The 19,928-nt window shown below is 70.3% G+C and carries 20 protein-coding genes; 9 read left to right on the top strand and 11 right to left on the bottom strand.

The window, feature by feature from the left end:
• The first annotated feature begins 91 nt into the window (after nt 1-91).
• The 3 genes from QF035_RS39815 to QF035_RS39805 all read left to right on the top strand — a co-directional run bounded on the left by QF035_RS39815 (nt 92) and on the right by QF035_RS39805 (nt 2,119).
• Complete coding sequence (locus QF035_RS39815) at nt 92-877, top strand: sporulation protein (protein ID WP_307526051.1); 786 nt, start codon at nt 92-94, stop codon at nt 875-877.
• 50 nt (nt 878-927) lie between these two features.
• Nucleotides 928-1,467, top strand: a complete 540-nt coding sequence (locus QF035_RS39810) for a YbhB/YbcL family Raf kinase inhibitor-like protein (RefSeq protein ID WP_307526049.1) — start codon at nt 928-930, stop codon at nt 1,465-1,467.
• A gap of 145 nt (nt 1,468-1,612) precedes the next feature.
• A complete protein-coding gene (locus tag QF035_RS39805; protein ID WP_200399165.1) occupies nt 1,613-2,119 on the top strand; it encodes an HNH endonuclease in 507 nt (168 codons plus the stop codon).
• 188 nt (nt 2,120-2,307) lie between these two features.
• Here the strand turns inward: QF035_RS39805 and QF035_RS39800 are convergent, their stop codons facing one another.
• From QF035_RS39800 to QF035_RS39790, 3 genes are all read right to left on the bottom strand, one after another.
• Complete coding sequence (locus tag QF035_RS39800; protein ID WP_307526046.1) at nt 2,308-3,258, bottom strand: SPFH domain-containing protein; 951 nt, start codon at nt 3,256-3,258, stop codon at nt 2,308-2,310.
• 130 nt (nt 3,259-3,388) lie between these two features.
• A complete protein-coding gene (locus tag QF035_RS39795; protein WP_307526044.1) occupies nt 3,389-3,820 on the bottom strand; it encodes an NfeD family protein in 432 nt (143 codons plus the stop codon).
• A 72-nt stretch (nt 3,821-3,892) separates the two neighbouring features.
• A complete protein-coding gene (locus tag QF035_RS39790) occupies nt 3,893-4,684 on the bottom strand; it encodes an ABC transporter ATP-binding protein (RefSeq protein WP_307526042.1) in 792 nt (263 codons plus the stop codon).
• 122 nt (nt 4,685-4,806) lie between these two features.
• Here QF035_RS39790 and QF035_RS39785 point away from each other — a divergent pair, with 122 nt between their 5' ends.
• Nucleotides 4,807-5,595 carry a hypothetical protein gene (locus QF035_RS39785; RefSeq protein ID WP_307526041.1) on the top strand — a complete coding sequence of 263 codons (789 nt, stop codon included), beginning with the start codon at nt 4,807-4,809 and terminating at the stop codon, nt 5,593-5,595.
• 181 nt (nt 5,596-5,776) lie between these two features.
• Here the strand turns inward: QF035_RS39785 and QF035_RS39780 are convergent, their stop codons facing one another.
• From QF035_RS39780 to QF035_RS39770, 3 genes are all read right to left on the bottom strand, one after another.
• On the bottom strand, nt 5,777-6,022 hold the full coding sequence (locus QF035_RS39780; RefSeq protein WP_307526039.1) for a chaplin: 246 nt from the start codon (nt 6,020-6,022) through the stop codon (nt 5,777-5,779).
• Nucleotides 6,023-6,217: 195 nt separating this feature from the next.
• Nucleotides 6,218-6,859, bottom strand: coding sequence for a response regulator (locus QF035_RS39775; protein ID WP_307526037.1), 642 nt, complete (start codon nt 6,857-6,859; stop codon nt 6,218-6,220).
• Nucleotides 6,852-8,030, bottom strand: a complete 1,179-nt coding sequence (locus tag QF035_RS39770; RefSeq protein WP_307526036.1) for a GAF domain-containing sensor histidine kinase — start codon at nt 8,028-8,030, stop codon at nt 6,852-6,854. The genes QF035_RS39775 and QF035_RS39770 overlap by 8 nt, the downstream gene beginning before the upstream one ends.
• A gap of 187 nt (nt 8,031-8,217) precedes the next feature.
• Here QF035_RS39770 and QF035_RS39765 point away from each other — a divergent pair, with 187 nt between their 5' ends.
• The 3 genes from QF035_RS39765 to QF035_RS39755 all read left to right on the top strand — a co-directional run bounded on the left by QF035_RS39765 (nt 8,218) and on the right by QF035_RS39755 (nt 11,045).
• A complete protein-coding gene (locus QF035_RS39765) occupies nt 8,218-8,913 on the top strand; it encodes an SDR family NAD(P)-dependent oxidoreductase (protein ID WP_307526033.1) in 696 nt (231 codons plus the stop codon).
• A complete protein-coding gene (locus QF035_RS39760) occupies nt 8,910-10,037 on the top strand; it encodes an S-adenosylmethionine:tRNA ribosyltransferase-isomerase (protein WP_307526031.1) in 1,128 nt (375 codons plus the stop codon). Before QF035_RS39765 ends, QF035_RS39760 begins: the two co-directional genes overlap by 4 nt.
• A 300-nt stretch (nt 10,038-10,337) precedes the next feature.
• Complete coding sequence (locus QF035_RS39755; protein WP_307526029.1) at nt 10,338-11,045, top strand: transglycosylase SLT domain-containing protein; 708 nt, start codon at nt 10,338-10,340, stop codon at nt 11,043-11,045.
• Between the two features lie 102 nt (nt 11,046-11,147).
• Here QF035_RS39755 and QF035_RS39750 read toward each other — a convergent pair whose 3' ends face one another.
• Nucleotides 11,148-13,658: an ABC transporter ATP-binding protein/permease gene (locus tag QF035_RS39750; protein ID WP_307531767.1), complete on the bottom strand. Its 2,511-nt coding sequence runs from the start codon at nt 13,656-13,658 to the stop codon at nt 11,148-11,150.
• 241 nt (nt 13,659-13,899) lie between these two features.
• Here QF035_RS39750 and QF035_RS39745 point away from each other — a divergent pair, with 241 nt between their 5' ends.
• Together QF035_RS39745 and serB are read left to right on the top strand one after the other, a co-directional pair.
• Complete coding sequence (locus QF035_RS39745) at nt 13,900-15,807, top strand: streptophobe family protein (protein ID WP_307526027.1); 1,908 nt, start codon at nt 13,900-13,902, stop codon at nt 15,805-15,807.
• A gap of 152 nt (nt 15,808-15,959) precedes the next feature.
• A complete protein-coding gene (gene serB, locus QF035_RS39740) occupies nt 15,960-17,165 on the top strand; it encodes a phosphoserine phosphatase SerB (protein ID WP_055615412.1) in 1,206 nt (401 codons plus the stop codon).
• Between the two features lie 83 nt (nt 17,166-17,248).
• Here serB and QF035_RS39735 read toward each other — a convergent pair whose 3' ends face one another.
• From QF035_RS39735 to QF035_RS39720, 4 genes are all read right to left on the bottom strand, one after another.
• The gene (locus QF035_RS39735; RefSeq protein ID WP_055615411.1) at nt 17,249-17,767 is read right to left on the bottom strand and encodes a SixA phosphatase family protein; all 519 of its coding nucleotides are present in this window, start codon (nt 17,765-17,767) and stop codon (nt 17,249-17,251) included.
• Nucleotides 17,768-17,843: 76 nt separating this feature from the next.
• A complete protein-coding gene (locus tag QF035_RS39730) occupies nt 17,844-18,059 on the bottom strand; it encodes a hypothetical protein (RefSeq protein ID WP_055615410.1) in 216 nt (71 codons plus the stop codon).
• 209 nt (nt 18,060-18,268) lie between these two features.
• Nucleotides 18,269-18,385, bottom strand: a complete 117-nt coding sequence (locus QF035_RS39725) for an SGM_5486 family transporter-associated protein (RefSeq protein ID WP_107102519.1) — start codon at nt 18,383-18,385, stop codon at nt 18,269-18,271.
• A 147-nt stretch (nt 18,386-18,532) separates the two neighbouring features.
• Entirely contained in the window at nt 18,533-19,876 is a 1,344-nt protein-coding gene (locus QF035_RS39720) for a CynX/NimT family MFS transporter (protein ID WP_307526024.1), read from the bottom strand.
• Nucleotides 19,877-19,928 lie beyond the last annotated feature (52 nt).

Here is a 19,928-nt window from a genome sequence, read left to right as displayed (position 1 = left end):
CGGAACCGGACACGGCTGGATCGCGTTTGTATGGATCAAGGATCCGATCCGGACAGAACAACAACGGGGCGTTGCCCGAGGAGGAAAAGACATGGGGTTCAAGCGGCTGCTCGCGAGCCTGGGGGCCGGTGGGGCTTCGGTCGAGACGGTGCTGACCGAGGTCAACGTCGTTCCCGGCGGCGTCGTCCAGGGTGAGGTGCGGATCCAGGGTGGGTCCGTGAACCAGGCGATCGAGGGTCTGTCGGTCGGTCTCCAGGCCCGGGTCGAGGTCGAGGGCCACGACGACCAGGAGTACAAGCAGGACGTCGAGTTCACGAAGCTGCGGCTCGGCGGTGCCTTCGAGCTGCAGGCGGGCGGGGTGCACGCGGTGCCGTTCGGGCTCGAGATCCCGTGGGAGACGCCGATCACGACCATCGACGGGCAGCCGCTGCGCGGGATGAACGTCGGTGTGACCACGGAGCTGGAGATCGCGCGCGCGGTGGACTCCGGTGACCTGGACCCGATCAGCGTGCACCCGCTGCCGGCGCAGCAGGCGCTGCTGAACGCGTTCATCCAGCTGGGCTTCCGCTTCAAGAACGCGGACCTGGAGCGCGGCCACATCCGGGGTACGCGGCAGAAGCTGCCCTTCTACCAGGAGATCGAGTTCTTCCCGCCGCAGCAGTACCGCGGTCTGAACCAGGTCGAGCTCAGCTTCGTCGCGGACGACCGTGAGATGGACGTCGTACTGGAGATGGACAAGAAGCCGGGTCTCTTCAGTGAGGGCAGCGACACGTTCCGCTCCTTCAAGGTGGGGCTCAACGACTTCCAGGGGACCGACTGGACCGCCTATCTCAACCAGTGGCTGTCCGAGGTCGGTAGCAAGCGGAACTGGTTCTAGGCTCGGGGCGAGAGTTTCCAAGGATCAGGAACCGATCAGGAGGTGCCGAGGTGACCGAGCCCAAGAGGCCGCCGCTTCCCCACGACTTCCATCCCGTCGTGCCGTCGTTCACGGTCATGAGTGAGGACGTCGAGCCGGGCGCGACGCTGAAGGACGCTCAGGTCTACGCGGCCGGGAACATTTCGCCGCAACTGCGCTGGGAAGGCTTCCCGCCGGAGACCAAGAGTTTCGCCGTGACGTGCTTCGACCCGGACGCCCCTACGGGGAGCGGCTTCTGGCACTGGGTCGTGTTCGACATTCCGGCCTCGGTGGCGGAACTGCCGACGGGCGCGGGCACGGGGAAGTTCGAGGGCCTGCCCGAGGGCGCCGTGCAGGTGCGCAACGACTACGGGTCCAAGGACTTCGTTGGCGCCGCGCCGCCCGCCGGGGACCCGGCGCACCGGTACGTGTTCACGGTGTATGCGGTGGACCAGGAGAAGCTCGGTCCCGACTCGGACGCCTCCCCGGCCGTCGTGGGCTTCAATCTCCGGTTCCACACACTGGCGAGGACGCAGATCGTCGCCGAGTACGCGGCTCCCGCGGACAGCTGAGCGTTCACTGAACGTTTGCCCGCCCCTGGTCATGGAATTGATCAGGGGCGGGCAGTTTTTATTGCGTTGTCCATCTCGGCGTGCCCGGCCAGAGTTGATCCAAGCCCGCCAGGCGGTGGGCCGGTGCGCATGGGAGGTGGGCTTGATGCGGGACACGCTGGTGCTGAATGCGAGCTTTGAGCCGCTGTCGACGGTGACGTTGAATCGAGCCGTCGTTCTGGTGCTGCAGGACAAGGCCGTTGTCGAGCAGGCCCACCCCGAACTGCGTATGCGCGGAGCCGCGCTCGATATACCGGCGCCCCGGGTGATCAGGCTGTGCCGCTATGTACGGGTGCCGTTCCGAAGACAAGCGCCGTGGTCGAGGCGGGGTGTGCTGGTGCGTGACCGGCACAGGTGCGCGTACTGCGGTCGTCGGGCGACGACCGTGGACCATGTCGTGCCTCGGGCGCAGGGTGGTCAGGACTCCTGGCTGAACACGGTTGCCTCGTGCGCGGAGGACAACCATCGCAAGGCCGCGCGGACGCCGGAGCAGGCGGGGATGCCGCTGTTGCGGCAGCCGTTCGAGCCGACGCCTGCCGATGCGATGTTGCTTGCGCTGGGGCGGGATGATCTTGAGGCTTTGCCGGAGTGGCTTGCGCAGCCGGCGGCGTGAGCGCTCCGCTGGGTGGCGCGGGGTACCACGGTGATTCGTTGGGTGCGGGTGCGTTGTGGCTGGTCGCGCAGTTCCCTGCGCCCCTAAAGGCCAAAAGATTGCGCCGTTCCCCGCGCCCCTAAAAGCAAAAAAGCGGCTCCTCGTGTCCCCCGGACAGGGACGAGAGGAGCCGCTTTCCACAACCGACGTCAGTCGGTGACCGACGGCTTTTCCCGGCGTTCTGTGGGTGGGGTGGCCTGGGCGCCGCCTCCGCCCATGCCGCCCATCGGGCCGAAGTTGCCCATGGCGCCGCTGAGGCCCTTGAGGGCGTCGCCGATCTCGCTGGGGACGATCCAGAGCTTGTTGGCGTCGCCTTCGGCGATCTTCGGGAGCATCTGGAGGTACTGGTAGGCGAGGAGCTTCTGGTCCGCGTCTCCGGCGTGGATGGACTCGAAGACCGTACGGATGGCCTGGGCCTCGCCCTCGGCGCGCAGTGCGGCGGCCCGGGCCTCACCTTCGGCGCGCAGGATCGCGGACTGCTTCTCACCCTCGGCGGTGAGGATCTGCGACTGGCGGATACCTTCGGCGGTGAGGATCGCGGCACGCTTGTCACGGTCGGCGCGCATCTGCTTCTCCATCGAGTCCTGGATGGAGGTGGGCGGCTCGATGGCCTTGAGCTCGACGCGGTTGACGCGGATGCCCCACTTGCCGGTGGCCTCGTCGAGGACGCCGCGCAGGGCCGCGTTGATCTCCTCGCGGGAGGTCAGGGTCCGCTCCAGGTCCATGCCACCGATGATGTTGCGGAGCGTGGTGACGGTGAGCTGCTCGATCGCCTGGATGTAGCTGGCGACCTCGTAGGTGGCGGCGCGGGCGTCGGTCACCTGGTAGTAGATGACGGTGTCGATGTTCACGACCAGGTTGTCCTGGGTGATCACCGGCTGGGGCGGGAACGGAACGACCTGTTCACGGAGGTCGATGCGGTTGCGGATCGAGTCGATGAACGGGACGACGATGTTGAGGCCGGCGTTGAGCGTGCGCGTGTAGCGGCCGAACCGCTCGACGATGGCCGCGCTGGCCTGTGGGATCACCTGGATGGTCTTGATCAGTGCGATGAAGACCAACACCACCAGAATGATCAGGACGATGATGATCGGTTCCATCGTGGTCCCCGTACCCTTCTCCGCCTAGGTGCTTCCGGAAGATCTTGTGATTGTCGAAGATCTTGCTGGACGAGTGTGTCAGACCACAACTCGCCACGTGCGACGTTCCGTTCACTGGACGCCACGGGAGTCACATGACGATCGCCGTGGCCCCTTCGATCTCCACGACGTCCACCTCTTCGCCTACTTCGTAGGCGCGTCCGGTGTCGAGGGCACGCGCGGACCAGACCTCTCCGGCGAGCTTGATCCGGCCACCCGAACCGTCGACTCTCTCCAGGACGACAGCCTGTTTGCCCTTCAAGGCGTCGATGCCTGTGGCGAGTTGGGGCCGCTGGGAGCGATGTCGGGTGGCGACGGGGCGTACGACCGCGATGAGCGCGACCGAGACGGTGGCGAAGACCACCACCTGGAGGACCACACCGCCTCCGAGCCCTGCGGTCACGGCGCCCGCGACGGCGCCGACGGCGAGCATTCCGAACTCCGGCATCGCGGTGACGACGAGCGGGATTCCGAGCCCGACCGCGCCGATCAGCCACCACACCCATGCGTCGATGTCGTCCACGTGGTCATGGTAGGTCCGCGGGTCCTGTCCCCGACAGGGCGCCGATCAAGTTGAGGCAGGTGTTCCTGGTTGTCAGGACAGGGGCAGGCCCTGCGCGGTCCAGCGCTCACCGACCTGTTCGACGACGAGCGGGAGGCCGAAGCACAACGACAGGTTGCGCGAGGTGAGTTCGAGCTCCAGGGGGCCCGCGGCGAGCACCTTGCCCTGACGGATCATCAGGACGTGGGTGAAGCCCGGGGCGATCTCCTCGACGTGGTGCGTGACCATGAGCATGGAGGGGGCGATCGGGTCGCGGGCGAGGCGGCCGAGGCGGCGTACGAGGTCCTCGCGGCCTCCGAGGTCGAGACCGGCGGCGGGCTCGTCGAGGAGGAGCAGCTCGGGGTCGGTCATCAGCGCGCGGGCGATGAGGGTGCGCTTGCGCTCGCCCTCGGAGAGCGTGCCGAACTTGCGGTCCACGAACTCGGTCATGCCGAGGCGGTCGAGGAAGGCGCGGGCGCGCTGCTCGTCGACGTCCTCGTAGTCCTCGTGCCAGCCGGCCGTCATGCCGTAGGCGGCGGTGAGGACGGTCTGCAGGACGGTCTGGCGCTTGGGGAGCTTCTCCGCCATGGCGATGCCGACCATGCCGATGCGCGGGCGCAGCTCGAAGACGTCCACCTTGCCGAGGGTCTCGCCGAGGATGGTGGCGATGCCCTGGCTGGGGTAGAGGTAGCTGGAGGCGAGGTTCAGAAGGGTCGTTTTTCCGGCGCCGTTGGGACCGAGGATGACCCAGCGCTCGCCTTCCTTGACCGACCAGGAGACCTGGTCCACCAGAGCCCGGCCCTCTCGGACCACGGATACGTCCTCAAGCTCCAGAACATCGCTCATGAGCGCGCTGTCTCCCATTGCAGTCTCGGCCATCGCTGACGTCTGTGGACGCAGCCCCCAGGGAAAACCTACGCCACCGGTCGACCCGTCCAATCCATCGGCCGGTCCTTAGGGTGGGAGCCATGCATTCGGAACCACGCTCAGGACGGCTGGCAGCATGGGGAAATGCCCTGTTGGCCGGTTTTGCCTCTCCGGACGACGCGGTCGTCGCCATCGTCGGCGAGGACGCGGTGCATCGGGTGGAGGGGCTGCCCGGTGAGACCGCGCCCGTCGGACTCACCCTCGCTCTGGGGCGGCTGCGCACGCTCGGGGTGACCGGTCTGCGGGTCGCGCTGCCCGCGCCCGGGCATCCGCTCGGGCTGAGCGGGCCGCCCGACTTCAACGCCCGCGCCCTCGATGCCGAGGAGGCGGTGGTCTGTCACGGGGCCGCGCTGGGGCTCGTACCGGAAGTGTACGAGGCCGGTCCCGAGGGCGATGTACATGTGGAGGTCGTCTGGCACTGTCTGCCCGTGCGGGAGGCGCCGCCGGCCGATGTGCCGTCCCTCGGCGAGGCGGAGCGGGAGCTCGCTGAGGCGCTGCGCGATGCCACGGAGATGTTGTCGCGGCTCGATGTCGCCGGGTCGGGTCCGGTCGCCGAGGCGGCGATCGACGCGTACCGGGCTCGGGCGGAGCGGGGTCGTGAGGTGCTCGCTCCCGGGTATCCGCCGCGTGCGGTACGGGTGTTGGAGCTGGCGCAGCGGGTCGGGCTGCTCATCTCCGTCGCCTTCGAGAACGGGCACGGCGGGGCGGTGAGCGCGTCCGAGATGGCCGCGCGCTCCGAAGCGTTGCGGCCGGTCGAGCGGACGGCTCGGCGGGCTCAGGTGGCGGCGTTCAACGCGTTTGTGGAGGAGCGGGAGCGGGGGGTTCGTTGAGCTGCGCCCACTGACTCGGCGGGGAGTGTTGTCGGTCGGCTGCGGGTGAGTCGTGGCTGGTCGCGCAGTTCCCCGCGCACCTGAAAAGCGGGCCCGTTCTGGGCGGGCGGGCCGAAAGCCGGACCGGCCCCCCAGGCTTGCCTGGAAGGCCGGTGGTCAGTGGTGACCCGAGGTGCGAACGTCAGCCGTTGAAGCCGTCGTTGCCGAACGCCGGGTTCAGGATGCCGACAACGTTCACGGTGTTGCCGACCGCGTTCACCGGGATGGCGACGGGGACCTGGACGAGGTTGCCCGAGGCGACGCCCGGCGAGCCAATGGCCTTGCCATCAGCGTGCGCACCATCGGTGGCGGAGGCGAAACCGGCACCGGCGGCAACCAGGCCACCGGCCACCATCGTGACGGCTGCGGCCTTCTTCAGGTTCTTCACTTCTTGAGCCCTCTCCTTGTGAACCACTGCGGCAAAGCGCCGCAGCACGCACTGGAGAACGGCGGAGATCCCGGAAGGATGCGCCATTCGGGGGACATTCCCACGACGGTATGAATCTCAGCCCGGAACGGAACCCTCCGTGTTGCCGTCCGTACTGCTGTCCGGAAGGCCGCCATCAGGCGGATCAGCAGGTCATCAGCCGGTCACACCATGACGTACGGCCCAGAGCGCGGCCTGCGTGCGATCGGCGAGGTCGAGTTTCATCAGGATGTTCGAGACGTGCGTCTTGACGGTCTTCTCGGAGAGGACGAGGGCGCGGGCGATCTCGCGGTTGGAGCGGCCGTCGGCGATCAGGCCGAGCACCTCGCGCTCCCGCTCCGTGAGTGAACTGCCTCTCCCCTGCCCGTAGTTGGTCTCCTCCTGGGACAGCAGCGCGCCGGCCACCTCGGGCTGGAGCAGGATGTGTCCGGCGTGGACCGAGCGGATGGCTCCGGCGAGGGCGTCGGGGTCCACGTCCTTGTAGACGTACCCGGCGGCGCCCGCGCGCAGGGCCGGGATCACCGTGCGCTGCTCGGTGAAGCTGGTGACGATGAGCACGCGCGCGGGGTTGTCGAGTTCGCGGAGCTTGCGCAGGGCCTCCACGCCGTCCATGCCCGGCATCTTGACGTCCATGAGGACGACGTCGGGCTTCAACTCCTCGGCGCGGGCGACTCCTTCGGCGCCGTCGGACGCCTCTCCCACGACCTCGATGTCGTCCTGTACTTCGAGGAAGGTGCGCAGGCCCCGGCGGACCACTTGGTGGTCGTCGACGAGCAGCACCTTGATTGCGTCAGCCACCAGGGACCTCCATCTCGATCGTGGTGCCCTTTCCGGGCGCCGATTCCACGGTGAGCGTGCCTGCGACGCCGTTGGTCCGGTCGCGCATGGACACCAGGCCGAGGTGTCGTCCCGCGCGGCGCGTCGCCCTGGGTTCGAATCCGCTGCCGTCGTCGGTGACGCGCAGGACGGCGCCCGGCCCGTGCCGCTCCAGGGTGACGTCGACGCGGGCGGCGCCGGAGTGCCGCAGCGCGTTGTGCAGCGCCTCCTGGGCGACGCGCAGCATGGCCTCCTCCTGGGCCGCGGGCAGTGCGCGGACACCGCAACTGTCGAAGGTCACGCGCGCGGAGTGGGCGCGGTCGAGGACCTGTATCTGGGTGCGCAGCGTGGCGACCAGTCCGTCCTCGTCGAGTGCCGCGGGGCGCAACTCGACGACGGCCGCGCGCAGTTCGTCGGCGGCCTCGGCGGCGAGAGCGGCCACCTGCTGGAGTTCGCCCTTGGCGCGGGCCGGGTCGCGGTCGACCAGGGCAGCGGCGGCCTGGGCGGTGAGGCGCAGGGAGAACAGCTTCTGGCTGACGGCGTCGTGCAGTTCGTGCGCGAGGCGGGAGCGCTCCTCGACGATGGTGAGTTCGCGGCTGCGCTCGTACAGCCGGGCGTTCGTGAGGGCGATCGCGGCGTGCTGCGCGAGGATCGTCAGCAGTTCCTCGTCGTCCTCCGTGAAGCCGCAACCGCCTTCCGGCCTGGGGCTCTGGGGGTCTGGTGGGTTTCCCTCCGCAGGACGCAGCTTGTTCGCCAGGAACAGGGCGCCCATGATCTCGTCGCCGTCGCGGATGGGCAGGCCCAGGAAGTCGGACATGTCGGGGTGGGCGGAGGGCCAGCCCTCGAAGCGGGGGTCCTCGCGCACGTCGGCGAGGCGCTCGGGGCGGGCCTCGTGCAGCATCGCGGCGAGGATGCCGTGCTGGCGCGGGAGCGGGCCGATGGCCTTCCACTGGGCGTCACTGACGCCGTCGACGACGAACTGGGCGAAGCCGCCGTGGTCGTCGGGGACCCCCAGAGCCGCGTACTCCGCGTCGAGCAGTTCGCGGGCCGAGGCGACGATCGTCTTGAGGACGTCGCGCACCTCGAGGTGTCGGCTCATGGCCAGCAGCGCGGTGCTCACCGCGGACAGGCCCGACCGGGGTCCTTTGCTCATGACCTCACGGTACCGGCGGGGTGTGACAGTGCGTATCCGACCTGTGGCGGCCCTCCCTGGGCCGCTGGGCCTAGGCCTAAGGGCCCCTCCGCATTGCGGCCCGCGCACGAGGCGGCGGGGGCGGTCCGGTTCCTACGTTGGAGGCACTCGCCGGGAGCGGCGGCCATGGGACGAGGGGACGGAAGTCATGCCGGTAGCGATCATCACGGGGGCTTCGAAGGGGCTGGGGCGCGCACTCGCCGAGGCCCTGGCGGAGCGCGGCTGGGATCTGGTGCTCGACGCCAGAACGGCGGGAGTCCTCCAGGAGACGGCCGCCGCCCTCGCCAAGTACGGGACACGGGTCGAGGCGCTGCCGGGGGACGTCACGGACGGTGCTCACCGGGACGGTCTGGTGGCGGCGGCGCGGGGGCTCGGCGGCGTCGATCTCCTGGTGAACAACGCGAGCGCGCTGGGCGCCGAACCGCTCGTACGTCTGGACGCGCTGGACCTGGACGGGCTGCGGCGGGCCCTGGAGGTCAACGTGGTCGCGGCGCTCGGTCTGATCCAGGAGGCGCTGCCGCCGCTGCGGGAGTCCCCCGCGGGCGCGGTGATCGATGTCAGCTCGGACGCCGCGGCCGAGGCGTACGAGACCTGGGGCGGTTACGGGGCCTCGAAGGCGGCGCTGGACCATCTGTCGGCGGTGCTCGGGGAGGAGGAGCCCGGGCTGCGGGTCTGGGCGGTCGACCCGGGCGACATGGGCACCGATCTGTACGCGGCGGCCGTCCCGGACGACGAGGATCCGCGGCCTGATCCGGTCAGTGTCGTGCCGGCCTTCCTGCGGCTGCTCGAGAAGCGTCCGGCGAGCGGGCGCTACGGGGCGCCGGCGCTGCTGGAGCAGCGATGACGACGGCCCTTCGGGTGCCGGAGGAGCTGTCGGCCCGGGTGCCCGCCGAGCAGCGGGGCCAGGGGCTCGACCGTGACGCGGTGCGGTTGCTCGTCTCACGCGGTACGGAGGTGTCGCATCACGGGTTCGCGGAGCTGCCGGGTCTGCTGAGAGCGGGGGACCTGCTCATCGTGAACACGTCACCGACGCTGGCGGCCGCGGTGGACGGGCGCATCGGGCACGCGCGCGTGGTGGTGCATTTCTCCACGCGGGGCGACGACGGGCGCTGGGCCGTGGAGGTGCGTGATCCCGACGGAAGGGGCACCACGCGCGCGCGTGCGGGTGGGCCCGCGGGGACAGAGGTGCGTCTCCCCGGCGACGTACGGCTCGTCCTGGAGGAGCCCCTCACGGAGCGGAGCCCGCGGCTGTGGTGGGGGCGGGTGTCGGAACCGGGCGGACAGGTGCCGGAACCGGACGGCCCGGGGCCGGAGGCCGACGTCCTGGGGCTGCTGGGCCGGCACGGGAGGCCCATTCGGTACTCCTATACGGAGCGGGACCAGCCGCTGTCCGCGTACCAGACGGTGTTCGCGCTGCCGGCCGCCGACAGGGCGGGCAGTGCGGAGATGCCGAGCGCGGCGCGGCCCTTCACCGCGCGGCTGGTGGCGGCGCTGGTGAGCCGGGGCGTGCAGTTCGCGCCGGTCACGCTGCACACCGGGGTCGCCTCGGCCGAGGCGCACGAGCCGCCGTACCCGGAGCGCTTCGCGGTGCCGGAGACCTCGGCGCGGCTGATCAACGCGGCCCGGGCGGGAGACGGCAGGGTCGTCGCGGTCGGGACGACGGCCGTACGGGCGGTGGAGTCGGCGACCGGTGCCGACGGGGTGGTGCGGGCGGCGGAGGGCTGGACCGATCTCGTGGTGACCCCGGAGCGCGGGGTGCGGGTCGTCGACGGGCTGCTCACGGGGCTGCACGAGCCCGAGGCCTCGCATCTGCTGATGCTGGAGGCGGTCGCGGGGCGGGCCGCGATCGACCGCGGATACGAGGCGGCGCTGCGGGGGCGCTACCTGTGGCACGAGTTCGGCGACGTGCACCTCATCCTCCCGGAGGGGGCCCCTCACACAGAGCATTGCGCCAGCAACTGCTGGTGAGACGGGACCGAGGTCGGTGTGAGCCCGCACATAGGACGCACATCACGTACGAAGGGACCTAGGAGACAAAGAGACTCCTGGTGAGCGGGGCAGACGTATCGGTCTGCCCCGATTTGCCCTTCCTGGCTCCACTACCCGGGTTCGTACGTCACACCTTTGCCACAGAAAATTGCGACCGCTAAGAATGGCCATCGGTCGCTCGGCGGCGCGGGTTCCTACCCACGGCGCTTGTCCCGGAAACACCTTTGTCCCCATCGGGCCGAGAGCGACCTCCGCGCTATTCGAAGAGGTCCATCAGCCATGCCCAAGCAGCAGAACACTCCTGGTCATAGCCGCGCGCTGACCAAGACCCACAAGCTCTCCATCGCCGGTGTCGCCACGCTGGGCGCCGCGGCCCTCGCGTTCTCGCTCGTGCCGGGGAACACCCAGCAGGCCAGCGCCGACTCGGTGTCCGCCGCTCCGGTCGCCTTCTCCGCCGAGCAGCTCAAGCCCGCCACGGCCGGTCTCAGCGGACAGCTGGCCGACGCCCAGGCCGCGGCCGCGAAGAAGAAGGCCGCCGACGCCGCGGCCGCCAAGAAGGCCGCGGAGGCCGCCGCGAAGAAGAAGGCCGAGGACGCCCGGAAGGCGAAGGAGGCCGCGAGCCGGTCCGCCAAGCGTGCCGCCGTCAAGCCTGCCGCGAAGACCTACGCGAACAACCTGGACGGCTGGATACGCCAGTCGCTGGACATCATGAAGAAGCACGGCATCCCGGGCACGTACGACGGCCTGCACCGCAACATCATCCGGGAGTCCGCCGGCGACCCGAACGCGATCAACGGCTGGGACATCAACGCCATCAACGGCACCCCGTCGATCGGTCTGCTGCAGGTCATCAAGCCGACCTTCGACGCGTACCACGTCGCCGGCACCGCCTGGAGCCAGTACAACCCGGTCGCCAACATCACCGCCGCCGCCAACTACGCGGCCGACCGGTACGGCTCGATCGACAACGTCAACAGCGCGTACTGAGGTTTGCGCGGACCTCTGACACGTACGCCGAAAGGGCGGCACCCCCAACGGGGCGCCGCCCTTCGCGTGTCTTCGTTGAACGGTCCGGCCTGAACGGTCCGGCTACTTGCGCATGACCTCGGGCTCGTGGCGGCGCAGGAAGCGCGCCACGAGGAAGGCGCAGACGGCGGCGAGCGCGAACAGCGCGGCCATGTCCAGTGCCCAGGTCAGCGCCTCGTGGTCCCAGAGCGGGTCCGAGTCGGTCGTGTTGTGCGGGTTGATCTTGTTGAAGTCGAGCGTGGTGCCGGCGGCGCCGACCGCCCAGCGCGACGGCATCAGATACGAGAACTCGTTGACGCCCAGGGCCCCGGCCAGCGGGAACAGGCAGCCGGTGAAGACGACCTGGATGATCGCGAACATGACCAGCAGCGGCATGGTCTTCTCGGCGGTCTTCACCAGCGAGGAGATGACCAGGCCGAACATCATCGAGGTGAAGCCCAGCGCCATGATCGGCAGCGAGAGCTCGATCGCGACCGAGCCACCGAGGATCAGTCCCTTGTCGGGAATCGTCCGGCTCATGAAGCCGATCGCGCCGACCAGCGCACCCTGGAGCATGGTGATCACGCCGAGGACGATCACCTTGGACATCAGATACGCGGAGCGCGACAGGCCGGTCGCGCGCTCCCGCTCGTAGATGACCCGTTCCTTGATCAGCTCACGGACCGAGTTGGCCGCGCCCGCGAAGCAGGCGCCGACCGCGAGGATCAGCAGCACCGTGGCGGCTGTGCTGTTCGGGATGGGCAGGCCGTTCGGCCCGAGCTGCTTGTTCACCAGCAGTGTCTTGTCGGGCTCGATGAGCAGGCTCACCGCGCCGAGTACCGCCGGCAGGATCACCGTCAGCGCCAGGAAGCCCTTGTCGGACGCGATCACCGACGTGTAGCGGCGGATCAGGGTCATCAGCTGCGAGCCCCAGCCCTGCGGCTTGGGCGGGCGCATCGACTGGGCCGACGGCATGTCTACGGACTGCGGAGCGACCGCGTCGATGTCCGCGGCGTACATCTGGTAGTGCTGCGAGCCCTTCCAGCGGCCCGCCCAGTCGTAGTCGCGGTAGTTCTCGAAGGCGGAGAAGACATCGGCCCAGGTGTCGTAGCCGAAGAAGTTCAGGGCCTCCTCGGGCGGACCGAAATAGGCCACCGAACCGCCGGGCGCCATGACCAGAAGCTTGTCGCAGATGGCCAGCTCGGCGACCGAGTGCGTGACGACGAGGACCGTACGGCCGTCGTCGGCGAGGCCGCGCAGCAGCTGCATGACGTCGCGGTCCATGCCCGGGTCGAGGCCGGAGGTCGGCTCGTCCAGGAAGATCAGCGACGGCTTGGTCAGCAGCTCCAGGGCCACCGAGACGCGCTTGCGCTGGCCACCGGAGAGGGAGGTGACCTTCTTCTCCTTGTGGATGTCGAGCTTGAGCTCGCGCAGCACCTCGTCGATACGGGCGTCGCGCTCCTGCGTCGTGGTGTCCGCGGGGAAGCGCAGTTTGGCCGCGTACTTGAGGGCCTTCTTGACGGTCAGCTCCTTGTGCAGGATGTCGTCCTGCGGGACCAGACCGATGCGCTGACGCAGCTCGGCGAACTGCTTGTAGAGGTTCCGGTTGTCGTAGAGAACGTCACCCTCGTTGGCGGGGCGGTAGCCCGTGAGCGCCTTCAGAAGCGTCGACTTGCCGGAGCCCGACGGGCCGATGACCGCGACGAGCGACTTCTCCGGGACGCCGAAGGAGACGTCCTTGAGGATCTGCTTGCCGCCGTCGACCGTCACCGTCAGATGGCGGGCCGAGAACGAGACCTCACCGGTGTCGACGAACTCTTCCAGCCGGTCGCCGACCAGGCGGAACGTCGAGTGGCCGACGCCGACGATGTCGTTCGGGCCGAGCAGCGCGGAGCCACCCTTGGCGATCGGCATACCGTTGACGTACGTGCCGTTGTGCGAGCCGAGGTCGCGGATCTCGTAACGGCCGTCCGGCGTCGCGTGGAACTCCGCGTGGTGACGCGAGACCTGCAGGTCGGAGACGACCAGCTCGTTCTCCAGGGCACGGCCGATGCGCATGACACGGCCGAGCGAGAACTGGTGGAACGTCGTGGGGCTGCGGTCGCCGTAGACCGGCGGCGCCCCCGCGCCCCCACCGGGTCCTTGCTGCGGCGGAATGTGCGCGCCCTGCTGCGGCTGCTGCCAGCCCTGCTCCGGTGCGTGCTGCTGCGGCTGCGGAGCCTGCTGGGCCCAGCCGGCCGCGGGCGCGCCCTGCGCGGCGTACGGCTGCTGCTGGGGCTGTGCCTGCGGTGCGGCGGCGGCCGCGTTGCCCCCCAGACTCAGCCGCGGGCCGTCGGTCGCGTTGCCGAGGTGCACGGCCGAGCCGGGGCCGATCTCCATCTGATGGATCCGCTGCCCCTGCACGAATGTGCCGTTGGTGCTGCCGTGGTCCTCGATGACCCAACTGCGGCCGCTCCAGCTGATCGTGGCGTGACGCCAGGAGACCCTGGCGTCGTCGAGCACGATGTCCCCCTGCGGATCACGTCCGAGGGTGTGTGGCCTGGACGCATCGAGCGTCCAGGTCCGTCCATTCAATTCCAGTACGAGTTCCGGCACTCCATGCCCCACTGAGTTGTCCCCCGAAGTTCCCCCATCACAGGGAGTCTAGGGATGTCGAACATCGTGGGGAACTATTTCAGTAGGACCCCCTTGACCGAAAGTCGGGCCTTGTGAAGACCGCGTACGGGCGGCTTGTCCGTTTCCGTTGACTGGGTTGAAACCGGCCCGGAGAGTGGTAATCCCACGCGAGGGGGACACCGCGGTGGAACCATCGCGGCGCGGAGTCGGGGGGCTGACGATGAGCGACGGAACCGTGGGACACGGCAGGCGTGTGCCGTGGGGTGATGTGCTGCTGGCCTCGATCGCCGCCGTGAGCTGGGCCTTGATCGGCATGGCCGGCGTGGCGGCGCTGGGGCTGCATCTGCTCGGCGCGGACGCGTCCGGCTCGCTGGGGACGATGACCGCGGCGGTTGTGGCGCTCGGGGCGGGTGGGTCGGTGACACCGTCCGGCGACGTGTCGGCTTTCGGTCTCGAGGGCGCGCAGGCCGACACCGCCCTCCAGATCACGCCACTGGGCGTGAGCCTGGTGGGTGCGCTGCTGCTGTCCTGGTTCTTCTTACGGTCACTGCGCGGGGCGGGCGTTGTGATCGAGCCGGCCGAACTGTTCGCGCGCGCGGGCGCCGTGGCGGCGCTCTTCGTGGCGATGCTCGGCGGTCTGGCCTGGGCGGGGCACGACGTCATCACCATCGACGGCGGCTCGCTGGGGCTGGATTCGCTGCCGGGCGGCGGGCTGCCCGACGAGGTTGACGTGCCCGGGCTCGGTGACATCGGCGGGCTGCTGCCCGACCGGCTCGGGGATCTCGCGGACGCGAACGCCAAGGTGGGCTTCACGGTCGAGACCGTGCCGACGCTGCTGGGCGGCCTGGGCTGGGTGCTCGGTGTCCTGGCGATCGCCCTGCTGGCCTCACGCCGGACTCCGCTGCCGCGCGGCCTGACCGCGGTGCACCGCCTGGTGCGTCCTGCCGCGTCCGCGCTGGTCACGGTGTTGCTGGTGGCGGTCCTCGCCGGGCTCGCGGCGGCTGCGTACGCGGCCATCGGTGACGACAATCCGAAACGGATCGCGGGTGCGGCGCTGGTCGGGGCCCCCAACGGGGTGTGGCTGGGCATCCCGATCGGGCTCTTCGTGCCGTGGGACGGAAGCGCGTCGGGACCGCTCGTCCAGTTCCTGCCCGACCCTCTGGACAAGTTGCTGAGCGCTTCCGACGACCAGTCCGTCTCGCTCGGGCGGTTGGCCGAGCTGGACAGCCGGGTCTGGCTGTTGGGGGTCGCGGCGGCGCTGATGATGCTCTACGCGGGCGTGTTGACCGCGGTGCGCACTCCGTTCGTACGGGAGCGGGGTGTCCTCGGTTTCGCCGGGCGCTGCGCGCTGCGGCTGGGGATCGTGACCGCGCTCGCGATGCCCCTGCTCGCCTGGCTGACGGACGTGTCCGTGGACGCCTCGATGGCCGTGCTGGGCATCGACGCGTTCGACGCGGGGATAGAGCTGCACGGGCAGCTGGGCATGGCACTGCTGCTCGGGGCGCTGTGGGGCGCGGGCGCGGGGACGGTGGGGGCGCTGCTCGCCTGCGCCACCGGGGCCGCCGGCCGGCGCGCGGCACCGCTGGCACTGGGTGACGTGGGCGCCGGCGACGTGGGCGCTTCGGGCGGCCCGGACTCCGCTCCGCCGTTCGCGGAGGTCGCCGGGGAGAGCGGGCCCTACAACCCCGGTATGCCGTACCGGCCGGCGAACCCCGACACGAACCCGTATCTGCGGCTGCCCGACGAGCTGCGGGAGCCCGGGCCCGGGCGTCGTCCCGGCGTCCCGCCGCCCGGCCCCCAGTCCCCCGGCAGCCGGTCCTCGTGGCCGCCGCCTGGCGGGCCCCGGTCCCCCGGCGCGCAGCCGCCCGGCCGACGGCCGCCCGGGACCCAGCCCCGCGGCGGGAAACCTCCGGGAGGACGGGATCCGGACGGTCAGGATCCGGGCGGGCGGCCACCGGGTGCCCGGCCGCCGAACGACGTGTACGGCGCTCCCACGGTGGCCGGGCCGTTCACACCGCCGCCCGCTCCGGGGCCGCGGCGCCGGCCCCGGTCGTCGCAGGACGGGCCGCCGCCTCCCCCGCCCGACGAGCCGCCGCCTCCGTCCGGGAGGCCGCCCGGACGGCGTTGACCGGCGGCCCGTACGACGCCGACCTGGGCCGTGGCGTGCGGGCGCCACGGCTCGTGAAGACCGCGGACACCTCGACGACACCCACTGTTCCCTGTCCGTCAGGCGGACCTCGGCGGCGGGCGGCACAGGGTGCCGGATACGGTGGAAGCACCATGAGCGCATCACAAACGTCTGATGTCCCCACTCTCCTCGTCAAGATCTTCGGCAAGGACCGGCCAGGAATCACGGCCGGGCTCTTCGACACCCTCGCCGCCTACTCGGTCGACGTGGTCGACATCGAGCAGGTCGTCACCCGTGGCCGGATAGTGCTGTGCGCGCTCGTGACGCATCCGCCGGCCGGCCTGGAGGGCGACCTGCGCGCCACGGTGCACAGCTGGGCGGACTCGATGAGGCTGCAGGCCGAGATCATCTCCGGCCTCGGCGACAACCGGCCGCGCGGGCACGGCAGGTCGTTGGTGACCGTGCTCGGACACCCGCTCACCGCGGAGTCCGCGGCCGCGATCGCCGCCCGGATCACCGGGACCGGCGGCAACATCGACCGAATCTTCCGCCTCGCCAAGTACCCCGTGACGGCCGTCGAGTTCGCCGTGTCCGGTACAGAGCCGGAGGCGCTGCGGACCGCCCTGGTGACCGAGGCGGCCGCCCTCGGCGTCGACATCGCGGTGGTCGCGGCGGGGCTGCACCGGCGGGCCCAGCGTCTGGTCGTCATGGACGTGGACTCCACGCTCATCCAGGACGAGGTCATCGAGCTCTTCGCCGCGCACGCCGGCTGCGAGGACGAGGTCGCCGAGGTGACGGCGGCCGCGATGCGCGGGGAACTGGACTTCGAGCAGTCGCTGCACGCGCGCGTGGCCCTGCTCAAGGGGCTCGACGCCTCCGTGGTGGACAAGGTGCGCAGCGAGGTACGGCTCACGCCGGGGGCGCGCACGCTGATCCGTACGCTGAAGCGGCTCGGCTTCCAAGTCGGTGTCGTCTCGGGCGGGTTCACGCAGGTGACGGATGATCTCAAGGAGCGTCTTGGGCTGGACTTCGCCCAGGCCAACACCCTGGAGATCGTCGACGGGAAGCTGACGGGCAAGGTCACCGGCGAGATCGTGGACCGGGCGGGCAAGGCGCGGCTGCTGCGCCGGTTCGCCGCGGAGGCGGGGGTGCCGCTCGGCCAGACCGTGGCAATCGGTGACGGCGCCAACGACCTGGACATGCTCAACGCGGCCGGTCTCGGGGTCGCCTTCAACGCCAAGCCGGTGGTGCGCCAGGCCGCGCACACCGCGGTGAACTTCCCCTTCCTGGACACCGTCCTGTATCTGCTGGGCGTGACACGGGAAGAGGTCGAGGCGGCGGACATGCACGTGGACTGAGTTCTCGCACGTCCACGACGTGGACAGGGCCCGGCACCGCGATGGTGCCGGGCCCCGTCCTCGTGAGAAGGGAACGACCGGGTCTACTCGGACGGCGCCCAGTAGTCGAGCAGCGTGGCCACGCCCGGCTCCAGGGCCTTCCAGGAACCGGTGAAGGAGAGCACGGCGAAGGCGGCCGCGGGGAAGCCCAGGCGGCTCATCCGCTCCTGCGCGTCGCCCTCGGACTGGCCGGCCAGGATGTCGGCGAGGCCCTGCACACCGGGGTTGTGGCCGATCAGGAGTGCGTTCTGCACATCGTCGGGGGTTTCGTTCAGCACGGCGATCAGCTCGCCGGGAGAGACCTCGTAGAGCCGCTCCTCATAGACCGTTTTCGGCCGATGGGGGAGCTCGTGGACGGCGAGTTTCCATGTCTCGCGGGTCCGGGTCGCGGTGGAGCAGAGGGCCAGATCGAAGGGGATGCCGGTGTCGGCCAGCCTGCGTCCGGCGACGGCGGCGTCCTTGCGGCCCCGCTCAGCGAGCGGCCGCTCATGATCGGAGACCTCGGGCCAGTCGGCTTTCGCATGCCGGAAAAGGACAATCCTGCGGGGTTCTGCGACGCTCATGGTTCCCAGCTTCGCACGAAACACGCCATGGGGCGCAGGGAGTTGACTCGCGGCCTCGACGTGGTGTGCCGGGAGCTCAGGAGCCCTGGTTCAGCACGATCTGCTGGACCTGCTCGAAGAGCCGGCCGACAGCCGGGTCGCCGCCTGTCGCGTGGGCGTCGGCGGGGTTCAGTATCACCAGGAGCAGTGCGGCGAAGGCGAGCGCCGGGAGGACCAGGGCCCACCAGGGGAGCCGGGTCTCGACGCCACGCCTGGTCGCCGGGTGGGGCGGGATGTGCGTTGGGGCCGACATGCCGCCTCCGTGGGGCTTCGAGTGGTCCGTGGTCCGTGGTCCGCGTCCTCGCGGTCACATCTCGAAGTTACGGACTCCGAAGCCCTCAACCCATCCGGAGATCCACCCACTTGACCCTGACACTCACCCCCTAGGGGATGGTGGGGCTACCCCCACCATCGCCTCGCGGAGGCGTCACGCCTGAGGGTCCGGGGCGGGCTTCCGACGGGTCAGGGTGAGGCGATCGACGCGATGACGCCGATGATCACGAAGATGAGGAGGAACGCACCGAAGACGAGCAGCATCTTCTTCTGGCCGTTCTGGGGGTTCGGGTCGAGCACGGGCATACGAGCAGTCTCCCACCCCTCGGGCGCCCGCTCGCGGGTGGGGTCCGGTCAGGGGCGTACGCACGCGGGTGGGGTCCGCGCGCGGGTGGTGGCGCGGCGAGGTCACAGGCAGGGTCTCCGGGCCGCCGCACCGCTCGTCCCCGACGGTCACCGCCGACGTACGGCCTCGTCCTCCACCGTGCGGTCGCGGCCGGCCAGGACGCCCACCACGATCTGCGGGATCATCAGGCCCGCCATGAGCGCGATCGGCAGCCCCCAGCCGCCGCTGTGCTGGTAGAGCACGCCCACCAGGAGCGGGCCGGGGATCGAGATGAGGTACCCGGTGCTCTGCGCGAAGGCGGAGAGCTGCGCGACCCCCGCTCCGGTCCTGGCCCGCATGCCGACCATGGTGAGGGCCAGCGGGAACGCGCAGTTGGCGATGCCGAGCAGCAGCGCCCACGCCCAGGCGCCGCCCGCGGGGGCGAGGTAGAGGCCCGCGTAGCCGACGAGGCCGCAGATCCCGAGGGCGACCACGATCGGCCCCTGGTGGGGCAGGCGCGTGGCGAGCCGCGGGATGACGAAGGCCAGCGGCACGCCCATCACCATGGTGACGGCGAGCAGCAGTCCGGCCGTGCCCGCCGGGACTCCCGCGTCCCGGAAGATCTGCGCCATCCAGCCCATCGTGATGTACGCGGCAGTGGCCTGGAGCCCGAAGAAGACGGCCAGCGCCCAGGCGGTACGGCTCCGGGTGATCCGCAGCGGGGAGGGTTCCTGCCCCGCCCCTGAGGACGAGGACGCGTCACGTGCCGGGGCTGCCGAAGCAGAGGCCGAGGCGGCGTCCGCGGACAGGGCCGTGCCCCGGGCCCGTACGAGTGGGATCCACGGCAGTACGGCGACGGCCGCGAGCCCCGCCCAGACGGCGAGCCCCGCATGCCAACTGCCGCCCAGGGCCCGGGTCATGGGCACGGTGACGGCGGCCGCGGCGGCGGTGCCGAGGGCGAGGGCCATGGAGTAGAGGCCGGTCATGGAGCCGACCCGGTCCGGGAACCAGCGCTTGACGATCACCGGCATCAGGACGTTGCTGACCGCGATGCCCATGAGCGCGAGGGCGCTGGCGACCAGGAAGCCGGCCGTGTTCCCGGCGAAGGGCCGGATCGCCAGTCCCGCGGCGATCGCGACCATGCCGGCGCAGACCACGGCGGCGGGTCCGAAGCGGCGGGCGAGACGCGGTGCCATGACGCCGAAGACGGCGAAGCACAGCGGCGGTACGGAGGTGAGGAGCCCGGCGAAGCTGCCGCTCATGCCGAGTCCGTCGCGCACCTCTTCGAGGAGGGCGCCGAGGCTGGTGATGGCGGGGCGCAGGTTGAGGGCGGTGAGGACGATGCCGATGATCACCACACGCGTCATCCACGCGCGCGTGGCGGGCGGTTGGAGTTCCGCGTCCTGTGCGGAGCTGCGTATCGGTGGGGACATCGCCGTCCGGGATTCCTCGCCAGTCATGCCAGCCATCATAGAATCATGGGATGATTGGTTGTCCAATCCCCTGGTGCACACCTGGGGCACA

The organism is Streptomyces umbrinus (genome assembly GCF_030817415.1).
Lineage (GTDB): Bacteria > Actinomycetota > Actinomycetes > Streptomycetales > Streptomycetaceae > Streptomyces > Streptomyces umbrinus_A.
This window is presented reverse-complemented; position numbering and strand designations above follow the sequence as displayed.

Excerpts from the sequence above, each read along its gene's own strand:
- QF035_RS39815 (WP_307526051.1), top strand. The coding sequence starts at position 92 with ATGGGGTTCAAGCGGCTGCTCGCGAGCCTGGGGGCCGGTGGGGCTTCG.
- QF035_RS39805 (WP_200399165.1), top strand. The coding sequence starts at position 1,613 with ATGCGGGACACGCTGGTGCTGAATGCGAGCTTTGAGCCGCTGTCGACG.
- QF035_RS39800 (WP_307526046.1), bottom strand. The coding sequence starts at position 3,258 with ATGGAACCGATCATCATCGTCCTGATCATTCTGGTGGTGTTGGTCTTC.
- QF035_RS39790 (WP_307526042.1), bottom strand. The coding sequence starts at position 4,684 with ATGAGCGATGTTCTGGAGCTTGAGGACGTATCCGTGGTCCGAGAGGGC.
- QF035_RS39785 (WP_307526041.1), top strand. The coding sequence starts at position 4,807 with ATGCATTCGGAACCACGCTCAGGACGGCTGGCAGCATGGGGAAATGCC.
- QF035_RS39770 (WP_307526036.1), bottom strand. The coding sequence starts at position 8,030 with ATGAGCAAAGGACCCCGGTCGGGCCTGTCCGCGGTGAGCACCGCGCTG.
- QF035_RS39765 (WP_307526033.1), top strand. The coding sequence starts at position 8,218 with ATGCCGGTAGCGATCATCACGGGGGCTTCGAAGGGGCTGGGGCGCGCA.
- QF035_RS39760 (WP_307526031.1), top strand. The coding sequence starts at position 8,910 with ATGACGACGGCCCTTCGGGTGCCGGAGGAGCTGTCGGCCCGGGTGCCC.
- QF035_RS39755 (WP_307526029.1), top strand. The coding sequence starts at position 10,338 with ATGCCCAAGCAGCAGAACACTCCTGGTCATAGCCGCGCGCTGACCAAG.
- QF035_RS39745 (WP_307526027.1), top strand. The coding sequence starts at position 13,900 with ATGAGCGACGGAACCGTGGGACACGGCAGGCGTGTGCCGTGGGGTGAT.
- serB (WP_055615412.1), top strand. The coding sequence starts at position 15,960 with ATGAGCGCATCACAAACGTCTGATGTCCCCACTCTCCTCGTCAAGATC.
- QF035_RS39735 (WP_055615411.1), bottom strand. The coding sequence starts at position 17,767 with ATGAGCGTCGCAGAACCCCGCAGGATTGTCCTTTTCCGGCATGCGAAA.
- QF035_RS39730 (WP_055615410.1), bottom strand. The coding sequence starts at position 18,059 with ATGTCGGCCCCAACGCACATCCCGCCCCACCCGGCGACCAGGCGTGGC.
- QF035_RS39725 (WP_107102519.1), bottom strand. The coding sequence starts at position 18,385 with ATGCCCGTGCTCGACCCGAACCCCCAGAACGGCCAGAAGAAGATGCTG.
- QF035_RS39720 (WP_307526024.1), bottom strand. The coding sequence starts at position 19,876 with ATGATGGCTGGCATGACTGGCGAGGAATCCCGGACGGCGATGTCCCCA.